Origin of the sequence: Paraglaciecola sp., assembly GCF_051252315.1 — a bacterium.
In the GTDB taxonomy this organism is placed as follows: Bacteria; Pseudomonadota; Gammaproteobacteria; order Enterobacterales; family Alteromonadaceae; genus Paraglaciecola.
Genome location: NZ_JBPOFP010000015.1, coordinates 41,234 through 58,938 on the forward strand (window position 1 = coordinate 41,234; position 17,705 = coordinate 58,938).

15 protein-coding genes are annotated in these 17,705 nt (G+C 39.0%); 10 read left to right on the forward strand and 5 right to left on the reverse strand.

What is annotated here, in order from left to right; translation table 11 throughout:
• Nucleotides 1–17: 17 nt before the first annotated feature.
• Together ACSHXM_RS04835 and ACSHXM_RS04840 are read right to left on the reverse strand one after the other, a co-directional pair.
• Nucleotides 18–1,139 (reverse strand): 4-phosphoerythronate dehydrogenase, encoded by a 1,122-nt coding sequence (locus tag ACSHXM_RS04835; RefSeq protein WP_435687604.1) that lies wholly within the window; start codon nucleotides 1,137–1,139, stop codon nucleotides 18–20.
• 77 nt (nucleotides 1,140–1,216) lie between these two features.
• A complete protein-coding gene (locus ACSHXM_RS04840) occupies nucleotides 1,217–1,972 on the reverse strand; it encodes a class II aldolase/adducin family protein (protein WP_435687605.1) in 756 nt (251 codons plus the stop codon).
• Nucleotides 1,973–2,053: 81 nt separating this feature from the next.
• On the opposite strand from ACSHXM_RS04840, the gene ACSHXM_RS04845 reads away from it, so the two are divergent.
• From ACSHXM_RS04845 to ACSHXM_RS04855, 3 genes are all read left to right on the forward strand, one after another.
• Entirely contained in the window at nucleotides 2,054–2,791 is a 738-nt protein-coding gene (locus ACSHXM_RS04845; protein ID WP_435687606.1) for a Crp/Fnr family transcriptional regulator, read from the forward strand.
• A 201-nt stretch (nucleotides 2,792–2,992) separates the two neighbouring features.
• Complete coding sequence (locus ACSHXM_RS04850; protein ID WP_435687607.1) at nucleotides 2,993–4,462, forward strand: MFS transporter; 1,470 nt, start codon at nucleotides 2,993–2,995, stop codon at nucleotides 4,460–4,462.
• An 81-nt stretch (nucleotides 4,463–4,543) separates the two neighbouring features.
• Nucleotides 4,544–5,563, forward strand: a complete 1,020-nt coding sequence (locus ACSHXM_RS04855; RefSeq protein WP_435687608.1) for a glycoside hydrolase family 43 protein — start codon at nucleotides 4,544–4,546, stop codon at nucleotides 5,561–5,563.
• A gap of 73 nt (nucleotides 5,564–5,636) precedes the next feature.
• On the opposite strand, the gene ACSHXM_RS04860 is transcribed toward ACSHXM_RS04855, so the two are convergent.
• Nucleotides 5,637–7,562: a sialate O-acetylesterase gene (locus ACSHXM_RS04860; protein WP_435687609.1), complete on the reverse strand. Its 1,926-nt coding sequence runs from the start codon at nucleotides 7,560–7,562 to the stop codon at nucleotides 5,637–5,639.
• Nucleotides 7,563–7,572: 10 nt separating this feature from the next.
• On the reverse strand, nucleotides 7,573–8,970 hold the full coding sequence (locus ACSHXM_RS04865; protein ID WP_435687610.1) for a sugar porter family MFS transporter: 1,398 nt from the start codon (nucleotides 8,968–8,970) through the stop codon (nucleotides 7,573–7,575).
• A 281-nt stretch (nucleotides 8,971–9,251) separates the two neighbouring features.
• Between ACSHXM_RS04865 and ACSHXM_RS04870 the strand changes: the two genes are divergently transcribed.
• The 6 genes from ACSHXM_RS04870 to ACSHXM_RS04895 all read left to right on the forward strand — a co-directional run bounded on the left by ACSHXM_RS04870 (nucleotide 9,252) and on the right by ACSHXM_RS04895 (nucleotide 15,790).
• The gene (locus ACSHXM_RS04870) at nucleotides 9,252–9,611 is read left to right on the forward strand and encodes a hypothetical protein (RefSeq protein WP_435687611.1); all 360 of its coding nucleotides are present in this window, start codon (nucleotides 9,252–9,254) and stop codon (nucleotides 9,609–9,611) included.
• A 55-nt stretch (nucleotides 9,612–9,666) separates the two neighbouring features.
• Nucleotides 9,667–10,737, forward strand: coding sequence for a transporter (locus tag ACSHXM_RS04875; RefSeq protein ID WP_435687612.1), 1,071 nt, complete (start codon nucleotides 9,667–9,669; stop codon nucleotides 10,735–10,737).
• 229 nt (nucleotides 10,738–10,966) lie between these two features.
• On the forward strand, nucleotides 10,967–12,088 hold the full coding sequence (locus tag ACSHXM_RS04880) for a phosphoserine transaminase (RefSeq protein WP_435687613.1): 1,122 nt from the start codon (nucleotides 10,967–10,969) through the stop codon (nucleotides 12,086–12,088).
• Between the two features lie 51 nt (nucleotides 12,089–12,139).
• Nucleotides 12,140–13,312 (forward strand): phosphoglycerate dehydrogenase, encoded by a 1,173-nt coding sequence (locus ACSHXM_RS04885; protein WP_435687614.1) that lies wholly within the window; start codon nucleotides 12,140–12,142, stop codon nucleotides 13,310–13,312.
• Between the two features lie 830 nt (nucleotides 13,313–14,142).
• Nucleotides 14,143–14,706 carry a GGDEF domain-containing protein gene (locus ACSHXM_RS04890; protein ID WP_435687615.1) on the forward strand — a complete coding sequence of 188 codons (564 nt, stop codon included), beginning with the start codon at nucleotides 14,143–14,145 and terminating at the stop codon, nucleotides 14,704–14,706.
• Nucleotides 14,707–14,803: 97 nt separating this feature from the next.
• Entirely contained in the window at nucleotides 14,804–15,790 is a 987-nt protein-coding gene (locus ACSHXM_RS04895; RefSeq protein WP_435687616.1) for a D-2-hydroxyacid dehydrogenase, read from the forward strand.
• Nucleotides 15,791–15,808: 18 nt separating this feature from the next.
• On the opposite strand, the gene ACSHXM_RS04900 is transcribed toward ACSHXM_RS04895, so the two are convergent.
• On the reverse strand, nucleotides 15,809–16,180 hold the full coding sequence (locus ACSHXM_RS04900; RefSeq protein WP_435687617.1) for a hypothetical protein: 372 nt from the start codon (nucleotides 16,178–16,180) through the stop codon (nucleotides 15,809–15,811).
• A 176-nt stretch (nucleotides 16,181–16,356) separates the two neighbouring features.
• Here ACSHXM_RS04900 and ACSHXM_RS04905 point away from each other — a divergent pair.
• Nucleotides 16,357–17,705: hypothetical protein (locus ACSHXM_RS04905; protein ID WP_435687618.1), on the forward strand; the 1,349-nt coding region annotated here is incomplete at its 3' end.

Sequence of the window (17,705 nt, forward strand, 5' to 3'; positions counted from 1 at the left end):
TTTTTGCGCTTATTATTTTAACACAAAAATCCAAGGTCGTAGATTGCCTTCGAATGAGCAAAATTTCCAGTATTAACCTGTATTGCAGAAAACTCTCTTCTTATAGGATAGTGTTTTCGGATATATCTAAACTGCTCACCACTATCAACCAATTGTTTAAATTGACGGTCATCTTCGGCAATATTGTAGACATCTAACACCAAATCAGCCAATAAAGGCCAAAAGTCGTGATTATTTTCAAGCTTGACGTGACTTTTATCTGCGGTAGGTAAATAATCTGACAGCTTTTTGTTAGTAGGCGCTTGTATCAATTTGCACAAAGCGCTGTACAACATCTCAGTTCCTCGCGCTTTCCCTTCAATGGTATGACCGGCAATATGCGCAGTGGCTAACCTGGTGTAAGGAATAAGATCCAATTGAATATTCGGCTCATTATCCCAAACATCTAACACTAAATGAAATGTGTGACCTTGTTGAAAAAGTTCTAGAACAGCCTGATTGTCTAAAACTTCACCTCGACATGCATTGATCAAAATTTGTTGTTCGTTTAGTTGCGACAACCTCTCCCTATCAAACATATTTTCAGTAGGATAAAGCCCGTCTTTAATCCAAGGTACATGCAAACTAATCACATCACATTGCATGATTTCTTGCATGTCTACAAAGTCACGAGAATCGCCTGCAGCTTGTAAAGGTGGATCACATAGTTTGTACTTAATGCCTAATGCAGTTAAGTGTTTCGCTAGCGCAGTACCAACATGCCCTGCCCCGACTATACCAACCGTTTTTCCTTCAATCTTCCAATCAAACTTTGATTGCATGACAAACAAAGTACTTAATACATACTCAGCTACGGCGACAGCGTTACAACCACCAGCCGAAACAAAAGGAATACCTTTAGTTTGCAAGAAATCTTTATCTACGTGGTCAGTGCCAGCCGTTGCTGTACCAACAAATTTAAGTTTATTGGCCTTGGCTAATAATGTAGGTGTGACTTTAGTCGTTGAACGAGTTAATAAAACATCGGCATCAGCAATCATTTCAGGGGTAATAGTTTTGTGTGAAAACTTCACACTCTCACCCAAGTCAGAAAAGAACTCAGCCGCATATGGCATACTGTCTTCGTAATATATTTTCATTAAATAATAGCTAATCGAATCATCAGAATAGCCACATTATTACACGTACATTTGTGGTTCAATAATCCAAATGGCTCTTAGTTATTATATCCAGGATTAGTTCTATCCAATTTACGTAAGATACCCGGCCACGCCAATGTACCACCAGCGGAGCGTGTAACTTGTTTTGCTTGAGCTTGGATACCTGCCAAAATTTGTTCTGGAATAACAACTAAGTTTTGTCCGGTAGATTGTGCTTTAAGCTGAATTTGACAAGCACACTCCAATAAATACATATAAATAAACGCATCTGCAATCGTCTCTGCACAGGTTAACAGACCGTGATTACGCAAGATCATAAAGTTAGTTGTGCCGAGATCAGCCACTAATCTAGACTTTTCATCCTCGTTAAGCGCCACTCCTTCATAGTTATGATAAGACAAAGAAGACAACGCAAACAAAGATTGCTGACTCAAAGGCAACAAGCCATTTTCAGTAGCAGACACAGCAATGCCAGCAGGCGTATGAAGGTGCATAACACATTTAGCATCTTCTCTAAATTCATGCACAGCACTATGTATGATAAATCCAGCAGGATTAATATCATATTCAGATTCCATGACTTTATTGCCCTGTAAGTCCACCTTAACCAAACTAGAAGCTGTCACTTCTTCAAACATCATGCCGTAGGGATTAATTAAAAAATGGTGATCTGGACCGGGAATACGCGCTGATATGTGGGTAAAGACCAAATCATCCCAACCATACATAGCCACAGCACGATAACACGCAGCTAAGTCTACGCGGGTTTTCCATTCTTGCTCGCTTACTAAATCTTTTACCGAAGAAGTCATATTTACACTCTATTAATTTGAAGTTTCGGCTTTAGGTTATCGAGACAACTTAGTTTAAACTGTCGCCTATGTGACAATTGAATGAATTTCAATCTAATCGAGGTTGCCATGGCCAATACAGAAACGTTCACTTTTGAGTATATGCACAACATACTTTCTTCAAGTCAGTGGTTTTGCAGCTTACCAGATAGGTTAGCAACAACCTTGATTGAACAAAGTAAAATCAAAACCTTAAACGACCAACAATGTCTGCACCAAAAGCATGACCTAGCTGATGGGTTTCATTGTGTTCTCAGTGGTCGTATCCGCATTAGTAACTACAGTTTAGAAGGTAAAGAGTTGGTACTCACTTGGATGCAACCCGGCAATTGGTTTGGTGAAATATCTTTATTTGACGGTTTACCTCGTACCCACGACGCCCATGCTGAAGGTGTAACCACTTTACTCAAATTATCCAAGAGCAGCTTTGATGAAATACTCAAAAAAAACAGCCAATGGTACCCATACTTTATGAACTTATTGTGCCAACGTTTACGTACAACTTTTATGTTAATCGACGAAACGGGATGTTTGTCTTTAAAAGGGCAGCTTTGTAAAAGGTTGTTATTAATGCAACAAGGGTTGGAGCTACAAAACAACCCACAACAAAACTATGAATTAGTCGTATCACAAGACACGTTAGCTCAATTAATTAACAGCACTAGGCAAACAGTAAATCGGATTTTACAAGAACTACAGGCTAATCAAGTAATCAAACTTAAGTATGGAAAACTAGTCATTTTAAATACAAAACAACTCGAAAAATTAAGCCAAATGTAAAGTTATAAAAGTCTCTTCATAATTTAATCGAACTAACAATTCTTAATTTTTTGGCATAAACAGAGCAACCCTGAAGATACAAAATTTGAACATGCTGTTATCCAAAAACAAAAAATAACTCTAATAATGAATTTGGCAATATGAATTTTTTACAGAATCCATACAATGGTCAAATCATAACAATTAACAAGTGATTAACATATGACTGCCAGTACCAAAAAACTCTCTGTCACCGAAAAAATTGGCTATAGCTTAGGTGATTTAGCCGCAAACTTGGTTTTTCAAACCTTAGTCACATTTATTGCATTTTTTTACACTGATGTTTATAAAATTCCCGTTGAATCAGCCACTAAAGTTATTTTTATCTGTGGACTTGTCGCTGCATTTTTCAACCCGGTTATGGGTATGATTGCCGATAGAACTCAAACCCGCTGGGGTAAGTTCAGACCATGGATATTATGGACAGCAGTACCTTTTGGGGTGCTCGCATTAATGGCATTCAGTACGCCAGATTTTGGCCCAGACGGTAAGATCTATTACGCCTTTATTACCTATTTGTTATTGTTATTAGTTTATTCTGCCAACAACCTCCCTTATTCAGCCTTAAGTGGTGTAATCACTGGCAATATGCAAGAACGTAACAGCATGTCTGCTTATCGATTTGTAGCGGTAATGGTTGCCCAGTTTATTATTCAAGTATTACTGCTGCCGTTGGTGCTGATAGCTGGCGATGGAGACAAAGCGTTGGGCTTTGAGAAGGTTATGACTTTCTTATCAATAGCTGGCGTTATCATGTTTTTAATTACCTTTTGGACCACCAAAGAAAGAGTGGTACCCAAACCAGAACAAAAGTCGACTATTGCCGAGGATCTTAAAGATTTATTCAGTAATAAACCTTGGATCATGATGTTGATTATCACCATACTAGTTTTTGTCACCTTAGCCTTAAAAGGCGGCATGTATATTTTCTATTTTGAAAATTACCTAGATGCTGCACAAATAGCCCTATTTTTAGAAAACGTTGGTTTTAATAGCTTTATAAATGGTTTAAATAATGTATTAACCAGTATTGGTTTAACCGAGTTTAAGTGGCCTGAAGATCCAGCCACGTCTGGTTTTGCTTTGTTTAATGCCGGTGGCATTATTTTTATGATTATTGGCATTGGTTTTTCTAAATCCTTTGCAGATAAATACGGAAAACGTGAAGTATTTGGTGCTTCGCTATTTATGTCGACCCTATTTATTTCGGTCTTCTATTTCTATCCACCTGACGCCATTGGCACTGTCTTTACCTCGCAAATATTACATGGCTTTTTCTACGGTATTTCTACCCCATTATTGTGGGCCATGATTGCCGATGTAGCTGATTATTCTGAATGGAAAACTCACCGCAGAGCAACCGCCATTATATTTTCGGCCATGATAGTCGGGCTAAAGGTTGGACTTACTCTAGGCTCATCAATACTTGCTAGCATTCTTGATTATTATAATTACAGCGCAGATTTGGTGCAGCAAATGCCAGATACCATCAACGGTATTAAGTTATCGGTTAGCATATTTGCCTCAATCCCATTTTATTTGGCAGTAGCCTGTCTATTTGCCTACAGCATTAACAAAGCAATGGAACAACAAATAGAACGAGACTTGACCGCTAGACGCCAAGCAGATTAATCCCTTACATTCAAATTAGTCAGTAAAACCTAAGCACAACCACACTATTGGTTGTGCTTATTAAAACAATGAGTACAAAACATGTCTGAAGAGTTATTACCTAAAGAAGAACTACAAGCCTTAAAAGCCAAGGCTATTTCTCAACCACTAGTTGAAAACATATATACAGCTGATCCTTCAGCCCATGTATTTGACGGGAAAATATATATTTATCCATCTCACGACATTGAAGGTGGCATTCCATTCAATGACAACGGCGATCACTTTGATATGCAAGATTATCATGTGCTTTCAATGGAATCCTTAGACAGTCCTGCGGTAGACAATGGTGAAGCATTACATGTTAAGGATGTACCCTGGGCAGAACGACAAATGTGGGCACCAGATGCAGCTAAAAAAGGGGGTAAATATTATTTGTATTTCCCAGCGAAAAAAGCCGATGGAATATTTCAAATTGGAGTTGGCGTCAGTGATTCTCCAGTAGGCCCATTTAAAGCCCAACCTGAAGCGATTAAGGGTAGTTACACTATAGATCCTGCGGTTTTTGAAGATGATGACGGCGAGTTCTATATGTATTTTGGTGGCATTTGGGGCGGTCAGTTGCAAAATTATCGCAACAATGAATATCAAGCAGACAGAGATGAGCCGGAAGATAATGAACCAGCTTTAGGCCCTATCATTGCAAAAATGAGCAATGACATGTTGGAGTTTTCAGAAGTCCCTCAAGAAATCCAAATCTTAGATGAAAATGGTCAGCCTTTATTAGCTGGAGATCATGATAGACGATTTTTTGAAGCTGCTTGGATGCATAAATACAACGGAAAATATTACTTTTCTTATTCTACAGGTAACACCCATTTTTTATGTTACGCGACAGGTGATAACCCATACGGTCCTTTCACTTATGGCGGCAAGATAATGGAACCAGTATTAGGTTGGACAACCCACCACTCTATCGCCGAATTTGAAGGTAAATGGTATTTGTTCTATCACGACTCTTCCTTATCAGGTGGCGTAACCCATTTGCGTTCTGTCAAAATGGCAGAGATACAATATCGAGAAGACGGTTCGATTATTACCTTAAAACCTTATCGCGAATAAGCACAGTAATTAACCTACCTCCCTCATAACTAAGGCCTCAGATGAGGCCTTTGATGTTTTTAAAACAAGATAATTAATGGACCTTATCGATTGTCCAATCGTCAGTTCTAAAAGGAACAGCTGGCAAATTGTCCGAATTAACTAGATTCACATTTGGGTAATTAGCCCAAGCATAACGCACCGCTTTAGGCTTAGGTACCTGAGAACTAGACACAATCACTTGATTGCCTTTAATGGATGCTTCAGCCACATAAAACTTCCGGTCTTTTCCGGCGATAATAAATCCACTTGGCGCGTTAGAGTCTATTGTGTTTAGGCCTTTCGCTGTGTCGAAGTTAATAGTCACTTTGTCAGCATTTATTTTATGACTTAGGTAATTTGGGCCACTGACCACTATATCTCTGCCATAAACTTTATTGGCAGCTTGTAACCATAAACGATGACCAACATCTTGTTTATTTCTGGGGTGAATATCGTTTACTTCACCCACATCGATAGCCACTGCCATTCCGGTATTCTCTAACGCTAAAGTTTGTCTTTGGGCGTCCCGTAAATAAGCCCAGCCACTTTTTGGTTGTAAGTCACTTGGTTGTAGAAAAGCAGCCAGTTGTACAAACAAAAATGGCATGGTGGGGTTGTTTGCCCTAGCACGCCAGTTAGTGATCATACTCGTGAATAACGCTTGGTATAAAGCGTGTTCATGGGCATTACTTTCACCTTGATACCAGATCACACCTTTACTACCGAATGGCAATAATGGGTGTAACATGGCGTTGTATAAAAAACTGGCTGTATGGTAATAATTATTCACCTTAGGCATAGTTTGCTCAATGGTATTGTTATACAACCACTGGCCTTCTAGGTTGATTTTTTCATCTGGGGTTGTAACCCAAAGTTCACCACTTCGACCAAACTTAACTTTATTATTCCAACTGTTAACCAAACGCACCGCAACTAGATTTTCACCTTGTTTGAATACAGTCTTATCTAAAGTGAAACGAGTATTTGAATCTTGCCCCGTTTTTTTCCCCACCAGTTTGTCATTAACAAAAATAAAACCTTCCTGTTCGATATATCCCAAGTTAATAGTGACATCATCACTTGGCTGCTTGGTCAAATGGAAGTTTTTACGTAACCAGACAAAATCTGTAATAGGCTTAGTGGTAGGAATAGAAACTTTTTTCCAATTGGATACGTCAGTAGACGCCTTATAAGCTCCGGTATTTAATACAGCTTGCTGATCACCAATAAGGCTATACTTAAGTTTTTGTCGTTTTGCATTTTCAGCAAACACAGTAGGCCAGTTTTTAGTTTTTGCTATGTCGGCAACCCTTTGCTTGTATCCTGGCACCAATTTGGCTGCGTCGGCATCCATCCATGCCTCTGCTGGTGTGCCTCCCCAATTTGATTCAAGAATACCTACAGCGACATCTTCTTCTAGGTGTAACCGCTTGGCAAAAAACCATGCAACGGCAGAAAACTCTGCGGCGTTTTCAGCATTAGCTAATTTCCACTCACTAGCAGGTAAAGCTTTTTCTTTTTTGTGAGACACGGTATTAGGTACATCAAAAAAACGAATAGCAGGATAATTAGCATCTAATAACTCTTGCTCAAAGTTATTCACTTGCCAGCCCAATTTCCATTCCATATTTGACTGCCCACCCGCAATCCAAACATCGCCAAAATAGACATCGTTTAACTGAACTGAATCATCAGCAAGAATAGACACCTTGAAAGGCCCACCTTTGGCAGTGGCAGGAAAGTGCACCTCCCAGTTCCCAGCCGAATCAGCTTGAGTGGATACCTTCTGACCTTGGATTGAAACGGTCACGGTTTGTTTAGGATCTGTCGTGCCCCAAAATAGAACAGGCTTATCTCTTTGTAACACCATGTGGTCACTAAACAAAGAAGGCAAAACAAGGTCGGCCTTGGCAATGGGAGCCAAAGCCAAACAAACGACTAGAACCAATAAATTATAGAGTTTTTTCCGTTTATTCATTCTCTGTGCATCATCCCTGCATTTCTTCTAATTCTTTACCTTTAGTTTCGTAAACAAACTTGGCAACAAAGAACACTGAAATAATCGCACAGACAGAATACAAGCCATAAGCTCCTGCAAGACCCACACCTGCAAGTAATATTGGGAAGGTCATAGTGATAATAAAGTTAGTCACCCATTGCGCCACACCGGCAACAGCTAAGCCTGAACCACGGATTTGATTAGGGAACATTTCACCTAACATTACCCACATTATTGGGCCCCATGATAAGTTGAAGAAAAATACGTAAGCATTGGCTGCAATCAAAGCTAAGGTGCCGAACTCGCCCATATCTAAATCACCAGACGCATCAACACCGGCGTTTAAAAAAGCAAATACCATAGTGCTTAAGGTAACGGCCATACCAATGGAGCCAATCATCAAAAATGGCTTACGGCCTACCTTGTCAATTAAATACATAGTGATCACACAAGCTGCGATGCTTACCGCACCACTTATCACATTAATCAAAAGTGCATCGGCTTCTGAGAAACCAACGGCTTGCCACAATACTGCACCATAATAAAAGACGACATTGATACCCACCAGTTGTTGCAAAGTTGCTAGCCCAATACCAATCCACATTATTGTGCGTATTTTTCCTGTCGCTTTGTCGACTAAATCAGATAATTTAGGCTCATGACGATCTCCAGCTAAGGAAGATTGAATTTCTGTTAACTTCTGTTGACCAGATGCGCCATACAAGCGCTTTAAAACTTGCTCTGCCTGTTGGTCTTTTTTGTTTAGCACTAGATATCGAGGGCTTTCAGGGATCAACATTAATAACGCGAAAAATAATATAGCTGGAATTAATTCTATCCAGAACATCCAACGCCAGGCTTCGTAATCCATCCAAAATTTGGCAGTAGAAGCACCAGCAATATCAGCTAAAAAGTAATTACTAACAAAAGCACAGAACAAACCTGTAATGATGGCTACTTGTTGAATAGAAGATAAACGACCACGTAGTCGAGCCGGAGCAATTTCACTAATATAGGCTGGTGTCATTACAGACGCAGCACCTACTGCTAAACCACCTAAAATACGATAAACAATAAATTCAATTGAAGAACCAGCTATACCAGAGCCCCAAGCACTGACAATAAATAAAACAGAGGCCACAATCAGTAAAGATTTTCGCCCATATTTGTCCGCTAAACGCCCAGCAGTGAAAGCACCTACAGCGCAACCTAGCAACATACTTGCTACGTTAAAACCGGTTCCCATGCTATCGGAATTAAACGCTGCACTTAAACCATCAACTGTTCCGTTGATTACGCCGCTGTCAAAGCCAAATAAAAAACCACCTATGGTAGCAACACAGCTCACCAAAACGATAAATAACATATTGTCAGTATTTTGAGTCAAAACAGGCACCTAAATTAAAATTATTGTTGTAGAACAATGTTGAAGCAAACACCATGACTTGTAAACGTATCAACGCATTTAGGTAAACAGAAAGTTAAATTAGTGAATGACTGAAAAATCAAAAGGACAAAATTAGCCCTTGAGCTTTTAGCAGTTTCACCTATAGAATAATCAACAAGTTAGTCTTCGAGTCCAAGTTTTTGTTTCTAAATAGAACAATAAAAAACAAATCAGTTTTACTGTGCTTAGTCTTTGCTCTGTTTTTTAACAGTGTAGGCACCTTGTTTGCTGCTTCGTCTTTATTATCTCAAGCAAAAACTTTTAGTAACCAAGATGTAGAACTGATTTGTACTGGCTCCACCTTTAAATGGATGTCAGTATCCATTTTTGAACAAACAGGCGAAATCCAGTTTGTTGAGCCACCGGAAAACGCACCAGAAGGTTTTGAACATATAAAATGTTCTTATTCTTACCTTAACGACAACTCTTCAAACCAAGCTTTATTCACGCCGCAAACCACGCTAGAGTTTGCGACATTAACCAACCCGGTCATTGATTATATCAATGCTCAATACACAGCCAAAAAACATCAACTTGCCACCTCACGTGCACCTCCTACAAAAATGCAATTCGCGGCTTAGTCGCTAAAACCAAAACACATTTTGCATTTCAATTAATTTTTGTAGAGAAAAATACATGTTTAAGCACACCTGTTTGACACTTGGTCTTATTGCGACCGGTTTAGTCAGTTTTTCATCTTTAGCAGACACATCTCATTCATCGACTCGAGCAATAACCCACGCACCTATTGGAGTAATGGGAGATCATACCCATTCTAAGGGCGAATATATGATGTCTTATCGAATGATGAATATGGAAATGTCTGGTAACTTGCAAGGAAGTAAGAGCATTTCAAATGCTCAAATCGCAACTTCTGTAGCAAACCCATTCGCCAATCCTCCTATGTCTCCACCTACTGTTAGAGTGGTTCCCCAAGACATGAGTACCCAAATGCACATGTTGGGTTTTATGTATGCGCCAACGAATAACATGACTTTAATGGCTATGATTAATTACGTAGACAAAGACATGAGCCTAACCACATATCAAGGGGGCATGGGAACCAACACGCTAGGTAACTTTGACACGGCTAGTTCTGGCTTAGCAGACAGTAAACTCGCAATGCTTTATCGCTTGTTTGACTCAGGTAAACATAAGTTACACGCCAATATTGGTTGGATTATTCCAACTGGCTCTGAAGAGGAAACTGCCGAAGTATTAACCCCAATGAATATGCGTATGACAATGCGTTTACCCTATGGCATGCAATTAAGTAGTGGCAGTCATCAAGGTGAACTAGGACTCACCTATAATGGTTTTTATGACCAATACAGTTGGGGAGCTCAAGGCTTGTATACCAGCCCACTAAATGACAATGACCAAGAGTATAAAGTAGGTGACAAGTTACAAATGACAGCCTGGGCGGCTTATGCAGTATCAGATGTGTTAAGCACGTCAGCTCGCCTAAAATACAGCCACTCAGGTAAAATCAGAGGAATGGATAGCATAATTATGGCGCCTGTTACCACAGCGAATCCAGCGAATTATGGCGGCGAAATGTTAGATCTAGCATTAGGCTTTAACACTGTAGTTGCAGGTAAGCATAGGTTAGCGTTTGAGTATCAAATTCCATTAAGCCAAGACGTTAATGGTGTACAAATGGAAATGGACAATATGTGGACTGTGGGTTATCAACTAGCGTTTTAACCTAAAGCTCCGCTTTTCAAAATTACATTAAATAGATTGCCACCATTCGACAGTGTTTGGTGGTGTATCTATGATTCGATTATACATGGCCCCAAAAAACCACGTAAAAATCAACAGCCGCTAACACCAAACAAATATAATTCATATCACTTGATTATTGGTTAAGCACCCCAATCCTTGTATTCTTAATCAACAAACATTTCACATAAATTTTACCTAGAGAAATTTCATGCAACCAAGTTTAAAGCCCGCTAACCCTAACTTTTCTTCTGGCCCTTGTGCTAAACGCCCAGGATACGACGTAAGCAAACTCGACCTGTCTGTTTTAGGTCGGTCTCACCGCGCAACAGTCGGTAAAAAAGCCCTAAAAAGTGCCTGTCTAGACACAGCAAGAGTATTGGGTTTACCAGAAGGTTATCGTGTTGCAGTCGTACCAGCTTCAGATACAGGTGCGATGGAAATGGCCATGTGGTCAATGTTGGGCGAACGCCCAGTTGATGTTTTGTATTGGGAGTCTTTTGGACAAGGTTGGGCAACCGACATCACCAAACAATTAAAATTAGAAAACACTCGCGTATTAAGTGCTGACTATGGACAAATTCCAGACTTGTCCGAGGTAAATTGTGACAACGACGTGGTATTCACTTGGAATGGCACAACTTCAGGCGCAAAAGTACCAAATGCAGATTGGATCAGTGACGATCGCCAAGGTTTAACTTTTTGTGATGCTACTTCAGCTGTATTTGCCCAAGACATTAATTGGGAAAAACTAGACGTTATTACCTACAGTTGGCAAAAAGTGCTGGGCGGTGAAGGTGGTCACGGTATGTTAATTTTAAGCCCACGGGCAGTTGAAAGACTTGAAAGTTACACTCCTCCTCGCCCACTTCCTAAAATTTTCCGCATGACAAAAGGCGGTAAATTAATTGAAGGATTATTCACCGGTGCCACTATCAATACACCATCTATGTTATGTGTGGTTGATTATTTAGATGCCCTTAGTTGGGTTGAGTCTGTTGGTGGTGTTGAAGGAACTGTTGCTCGATGTGATGCTAACCTAGCGACTGTGTCAGAATTTGTAGCAAAACATGATTGGATTGACTTCTTAGCCCAAGACGAAAACATCCGTTCTAATTCCAGTGTATGTTTAAGCCTAGATTTAAGCCCTGAACAAGTAAAAGAAGTGGTTAAATTATTAGACTCTGAAGGCGTGGCCTATGACATAGGTGCATACCGCGATGCGCCCGCAGGATTGCGTATTTGGTGTGGTGCTACTATCGAAAACAGTAACTTACAAACTTTATTGCCATGGTTAGAATGGGCTTACTCTGAAGTCAAATCTGCTAGTTAAATCAGCCTAGTAAGCTCCCCAAAATAAGAATAAGAACAAATAAGGATTAACATGAATAAAATTAAAACCTTTAACCAAATATCTATTAAAGGCTTAGAACGTTTTAGCCGTGAGAAATACGAAGTAGGCTCAGACATTGGTCACCCTGATGCCATTTTACTACGCAGTCATAAATTACATAATGAAGTGCTACCGGACTCTGTATTAGCCATTGCCCGCGCCGGTGCTGGCGTAAACAATGTACCGGTAGAAGATTACAGCAAAAAAGGCATAGTGGTATTTAACACGCCCGGCGCCAATGCAAATGCCGTAAAAGAATTAGTGTTAGCAGGTATGCTGTTAAGTTCACGTGGTATCAAAAATGGGATTGATCATGTAAAAACTTTGCATGATATAAGTGATGCAGGTGAGCTTCATAAAACTCTTGAAGCCCAAAAGAAACAATTTGCTGGTCAAGAGTTAAAAGGCAAAACCTTAGGTATTATTGGTTTGGGCGCTATTGGTTCTCTAGTGGCTGATATGGCCCTTGCTTTAGGCATGAATGTCGTAGGTTACGATCCAGCACTATCAATTGAAGCTGCGTGGCGCTTATCAAGTGACGTACAACGTGCAGAAAACATGCATGCTTTATTAGCCCGTTGTGATTACGTCAGCCTTCATGTACCGGCGATTAAACCCACCTTAAACATGATCAATGAAGATGCCCTTGCCCAAGCTAAACCAGGTTTAGTGTTAGTTAACTTTGCTCGTGAATCCATTGTAGACCCACAAGCCATTGCTAAAGCATTAGACAAAGGGCAACTACGTACTTACGTGTGTGATTTCCCTGAACCGGTATTTTACGGTCGCGACGATGTCATCGCCATGCCGCACATAGGTGCGTCTACTGCTGAAGCAGAAGAAAACTGTGCGATTATGGCCGCAGACCAAATCATGGACTTCCTTGAGAATGGCAACATTAAAAATTCGGTGAATTTTCCAGCTGCTGCCATGCCAAGAGTAGAAGGGCAACGTATTGTTTTCACTAACGAAAACGTACCAAAAGTATTAGGCAGTGTGTTATCTGTGCTCGCCGATCATAACGTGAATGTTGTAGATATGATGAACAAAAGTCGCGGAGATTTAGCCTATAACATCCTAGATGTTGAAAAGATGACTAATGGTGACGTAATAGAAGCGATTAGAAATATCGAACATGTCACAACGGTTAGATTGATTGGCTAATTACCAAAAAGAATCACTAAAAATTAAAAAGCCCAAATAATGAAAATTATTTGGGCTTTTTTAATCATCCAACCAGTCCAATTTAAAATTGAAGTAATCTAGGAGCCAAGGCAAAGTAGTAAGATATTGCTAATAAGCTTTGAATACGAAGTAACCTTGATGTTAGAAAAATCAACGTTAAATATTGTACAAAAACATTTGATGTAATAAGGATATTTAAGATGCGAGATATTGACTCAATAATACTTTCAATTGCTATCACTATCATTTTGTCGTCAATTGCTACTTGCTTCTTTTTACTTTTTTCACCGGCAAAATATATTGGGGAAAATAAAACTTCGATAAAATACTTTCAATGTTTATTTATTTTTTTAACTATAGATTATGTAATTGTTATTTTTTCTAGTTTATTTCCTTGGACTTTAAAAGCACTCATATCGTCGATTAATTTTTTCTTTATCTCTAATTTGCTCTATTACGCTTTTAAGACTAGATTCGAACGTAAAATTACATTTTATAAGACCCCATCATTCTGGTTAGCAGGCATAATATTTTCCCTGCTCAACTCCCATTACCATCTCATATTTCCCGATTTGGCAACGTATTTTCACAAACCCATTTATATTTCAAATATGCTCAACGTTGCTGCTGTTATTGTTAGTTTAATAGCTGCATTTAAGTTACTTATTAAAAACAGAACAACTAGTAAAGTTTCCACCTCTACTATCACTGGTATTGGAACTATTTTATTCCTTGCAACTTACCTGCTCTTTACTCCGTATATTTTTAGCTCATACAAGCTTTACGTTTCTTATGCAGCAATCGGTACCATGTTAATTATTGTCATTTTTATTGGAACCATATTAACCATGTTCATGAATGACCTTGTAGTCTTACATAGAACACAATCCGTCACTGATGCTATGACTGGCGTCTTTAATCGACGATATTTCAGCGAACAAAGTCAGATATTATTAAGTGCGGCCAAACGTAAAAATGAAGCGCTGACCATCTTAATTTGTGACATCGATAAATTTAAAAATGTAAATGACACCTATGGCCATGACGTAGGTGACTTAGCGATTATTGAATTTAGTAAAACCCTAAAAGCAACGCTTAGAGCTGAAGATTTATTTGCCCGATTTGGAGGGGAAGAATTTGTTGCTTTATTACCAGGCATAGAGTTAGAAAAAGCATTACTCGCGGCTGAGAGGTTAAGAAAAAATACCGAGTTAATATCAATTCCAACATCCCAAGGAGACATTACATTCACTGCTAGTTTCGGCGTATCCGACTGTACTACTAGTGGAATTAGCGAAGGGTTAAAAAATGCTGACAATGCTTTATATCAAGCCAAAACTAATGGGCGAAATCAGGTCGCTGTGGCTCAATAAAACTTTGATATACTAACAAATTATGTATTTTTTCTTGAGGTTATAACTCCATATCCGTAAGCTTTTTGGCCAAGATTAATCAGTAAAGAGCCTCGGCATGCAAGCTGTATTTTTAGATCAACAAACCTTTCACTCGTACTTACCATTAAAAGACATAGAACAAGAAGTCGATTCACTCACCTGTTTTGCCACGACCTCTTCGACCGAAGTCCTAGCTCGTTGCCAAAATGCTCAAGTCATCATCACCAATAAGGTGGTATTGACAGCAGAGATATTAAAACAATTACCCAAGCTAAAACTCATTTGTATTGCAGCTACAGGGACTAACAATGTTGATTTAAATGCCGCAAAAAATTTGGGTATAGCAGTGTGTAATGTGAGTGGATATTCGACCCCTTCGGTTAGCCAGTATGTGTTTGCTCAGATGTTAGAGTATTTTAGCCAAACCAGTCATCACAACCACAATACGAACCAAGAAGCTTGGCAAAATTCAGATACCTTTTGTTATCACGGTAATGGTTTTGACGAACTAAATGGTAAAACCCTAGGTATAGTGGGTTATGGAAATTTAGGTCAAGCAGTAGCCCAAATTGCTCAAGCATTTGGTATGCAAGTGATTATTGCTGAACGACCTAATGCCACAAAAATAAGAGACGGCAGACAATCTTTTGAACAAGTATTAGCTAATTCTGACGTACTGAGTTTACATTGCCCACAAACCCCCGACACAGAAAACTTAATTAACAGCCAAACCTTAAGCAAGATGAAACCATCTGCCATGTTAATCAACACAGCCCGTGGTCCTGTGGTAAACAGTAAGGATTTACTCAGTGCTTTACAAAACAAAGTCATAGCTTATGCGGCATTAGATGTTTTAGAACAAGAACCACCACCAGCGGACCATGTGTTATTAAAAGCTATCTCCGAAAAACAGCATAAAAATCCAGTTAACAACTTAAAAATCACAGCCCACATTGCTTGGGGTAGTAACCAAGCACAGGCAAGGTTACTGGCTCTTATCGCTAAAAACATTGCTTCTTTTAAAGATGGCAAGGTATTAAATAGAATCGAAAGCCAAGAATAGAAAGCTAGAACTAGAAAATTAAATCCGGGATTTTAAGAATTTGTCCATATAAGGTTTTATTAAAGTATCTAGCGCCACGACTTGCTCTTTTGACGCTTTATTTGGGTTAATTGGGTCTAACTCACCACCCACAACCGCCAATTCAATTAACACTTGTCTGGCAATGTCTTGACGATCCAAACCTCTGGACAAAATGGAGAGCTGCTTGGTTTTATCTGTGTAGAAAACAGCTTGTTCAACTTTGGTTTTGCTAAAAATTTTGGCGCTCAACACAACGCCTGTAATAGGTTTCGTCCATTCTTTGGGTACCAATTTAAACAACAGTGTGAGTTCTTTTTTGGTTAAGGCGTGAAACACTTCGTTGCTAAATTTACCAATTACAAATTTCATTATTAATGCTCTTATACCTATTATTACACTGTAAATATCAGCGCTTCTTGAATTTAGTTATGCGTTATTATACACCCACATAAAAATTCACCCGTAAAAAACGAATTTTTTTATCCACAAATACAAATTTAGGATATATTGACCTTCTAAGCTTTAGAAATGGTACTGGAAAATACATGCATGGAACAATAGGCGAGTCTAATTCAACTAAGTTAATCAATAACTTAGTAAAGCTAATTTATAGCCAAACACCAGTAAAAGACTCCTTATTTGAACAAGCAGCCGTTTATTTTTCGACAGCGGAACAAAACAAACGCAAAGTAAAAAGTTTAGCATCTGAGGTTCAAGCCGCAGAGCAGCAGTACATCGAAGCGCCAGACAGTGCCAAGTCAAAATTACAAGGCCCTCTTAAAGTTATCCAACGAAAATACAAAGCTGAACTCGCTAACCAACAAAGTTTAAGACTTGCTAGACGAGATAAGGTTATCCAAGTTTGTACTGATTTAATTCAAACCTGTGAAGGTGAAGATTGGCAAGAAGCTCAGACAAATAGCGCAAAGGTGTTAGGCACCTTATTTTTACAATCTCCTCGGACTGGTAAAAAATTACCAGAATTACATCAAAGATTGAAACCAGCTTATAAAGCTGTATTAGCACTTCGTTTATTGGATAAGTTAATTATTGATGCAAAAATCACATACCCGCACATAGTTAAACACTACGACGAAAACAACAGGTACAGTGAAAAATCAGCTGAACTGACTCCTTTTCAAAAAGCCGTGTGTTTACCAATTGTGATCACCGCTATTTTTCAAGATGTAGGGATACAACATCCTGACGCTCAACTGCTTTTAAAAGGTGAAGATGGTAAATCAGACGAGTTTAGGTTACTTGAAAAAGACACCCGAATAAGTTTACTAAAACTCAATCATAAACACACGCTAGACTACCTAGAATATGGGCTAGGAGCAGAACAATATGTTGGGAACTCTAAAGCAGAACGAGTAGAGTTTGATAAAAACGAACAAACAAAACTAAAGTTTATTCGGACTTTAGTTGTTGATGCGGTTAAACCTAAATTAGACGTAGGAAACATAATCAAAATACCGCAAATTTATAGTTCAATTATTTTTTCTACAAAGGAAAATGCTGATTACAGTGATATGTCAAAAGCCGCTAAAGTCATCACCAAAGCCGCTGAACATGGCTCGGTTAATAGCATAATGGCCAATCATTTTGTTCAAATTGTTGGCCACTTCCCGCAAGGTTTTGGGGTCACTTATATTCCAAAGGATGAAAATAAAAATTGGTTAGACAGGTATGAATATGCCATTGCTATTCATCTTAATCCTGAAGACCCACATATTCCGATTTGCCGCGGAGCGACTAGGAATTTGACCTTTCAATCTACAGGACAAGTTTTTACTGTTTCAAAAGAAAGTAATTTACACTTTAATCTAGCGAGAAAAAAACTATCTACTGTGGCCCCAGAGCGATTGAAAGAAATATTGGAAAAGCTCTGTTC

Bases quoted from the DNA above. Each gene is read 5' to 3' on its own strand.
- ACSHXM_RS04835 (WP_435687604.1), bottom strand. From the start codon at position 1,139: ATGAAAATATATTACGAAGACAGTATGCCATATGCGGCTGAGTTCTTT.
- ACSHXM_RS04840 (WP_435687605.1), bottom strand. From the start codon at position 1,972: ATGACTTCTTCGGTAAAAGATTTAGTAAGCGAGCAAGAATGGAAAACC.
- ACSHXM_RS04845 (WP_435687606.1), top strand. From the start codon at position 2,054: ATGAATTTCAATCTAATCGAGGTTGCCATGGCCAATACAGAAACGTTC.
- ACSHXM_RS04850 (WP_435687607.1), top strand. From the start codon at position 2,993: ATGACTGCCAGTACCAAAAAACTCTCTGTCACCGAAAAAATTGGCTAT.
- ACSHXM_RS04855 (WP_435687608.1), top strand. From the start codon at position 4,544: ATGTCTGAAGAGTTATTACCTAAAGAAGAACTACAAGCCTTAAAAGCC.
- ACSHXM_RS04860 (WP_435687609.1), bottom strand. From the start codon at position 7,562: ATGAATAAACGGAAAAAACTCTATAATTTATTGGTTCTAGTCGTTTGT.
- ACSHXM_RS04875 (WP_435687612.1), top strand. From the start codon at position 9,667: ATGTTTAAGCACACCTGTTTGACACTTGGTCTTATTGCGACCGGTTTA.
- ACSHXM_RS04880 (WP_435687613.1), top strand. From the start codon at position 10,967: ATGCAACCAAGTTTAAAGCCCGCTAACCCTAACTTTTCTTCTGGCCCT.
- ACSHXM_RS04885 (WP_435687614.1), top strand. From the start codon at position 12,140: ATGAATAAAATTAAAACCTTTAACCAAATATCTATTAAAGGCTTAGAA.
- ACSHXM_RS04890 (WP_435687615.1), top strand. From the start codon at position 14,143: ATGTTAATTATTGTCATTTTTATTGGAACCATATTAACCATGTTCATG.
- ACSHXM_RS04895 (WP_435687616.1), top strand. From the start codon at position 14,804: ATGCAAGCTGTATTTTTAGATCAACAAACCTTTCACTCGTACTTACCA.
- ACSHXM_RS04900 (WP_435687617.1), bottom strand. From the start codon at position 16,180: ATGAAATTTGTAATTGGTAAATTTAGCAACGAAGTGTTTCACGCCTTA.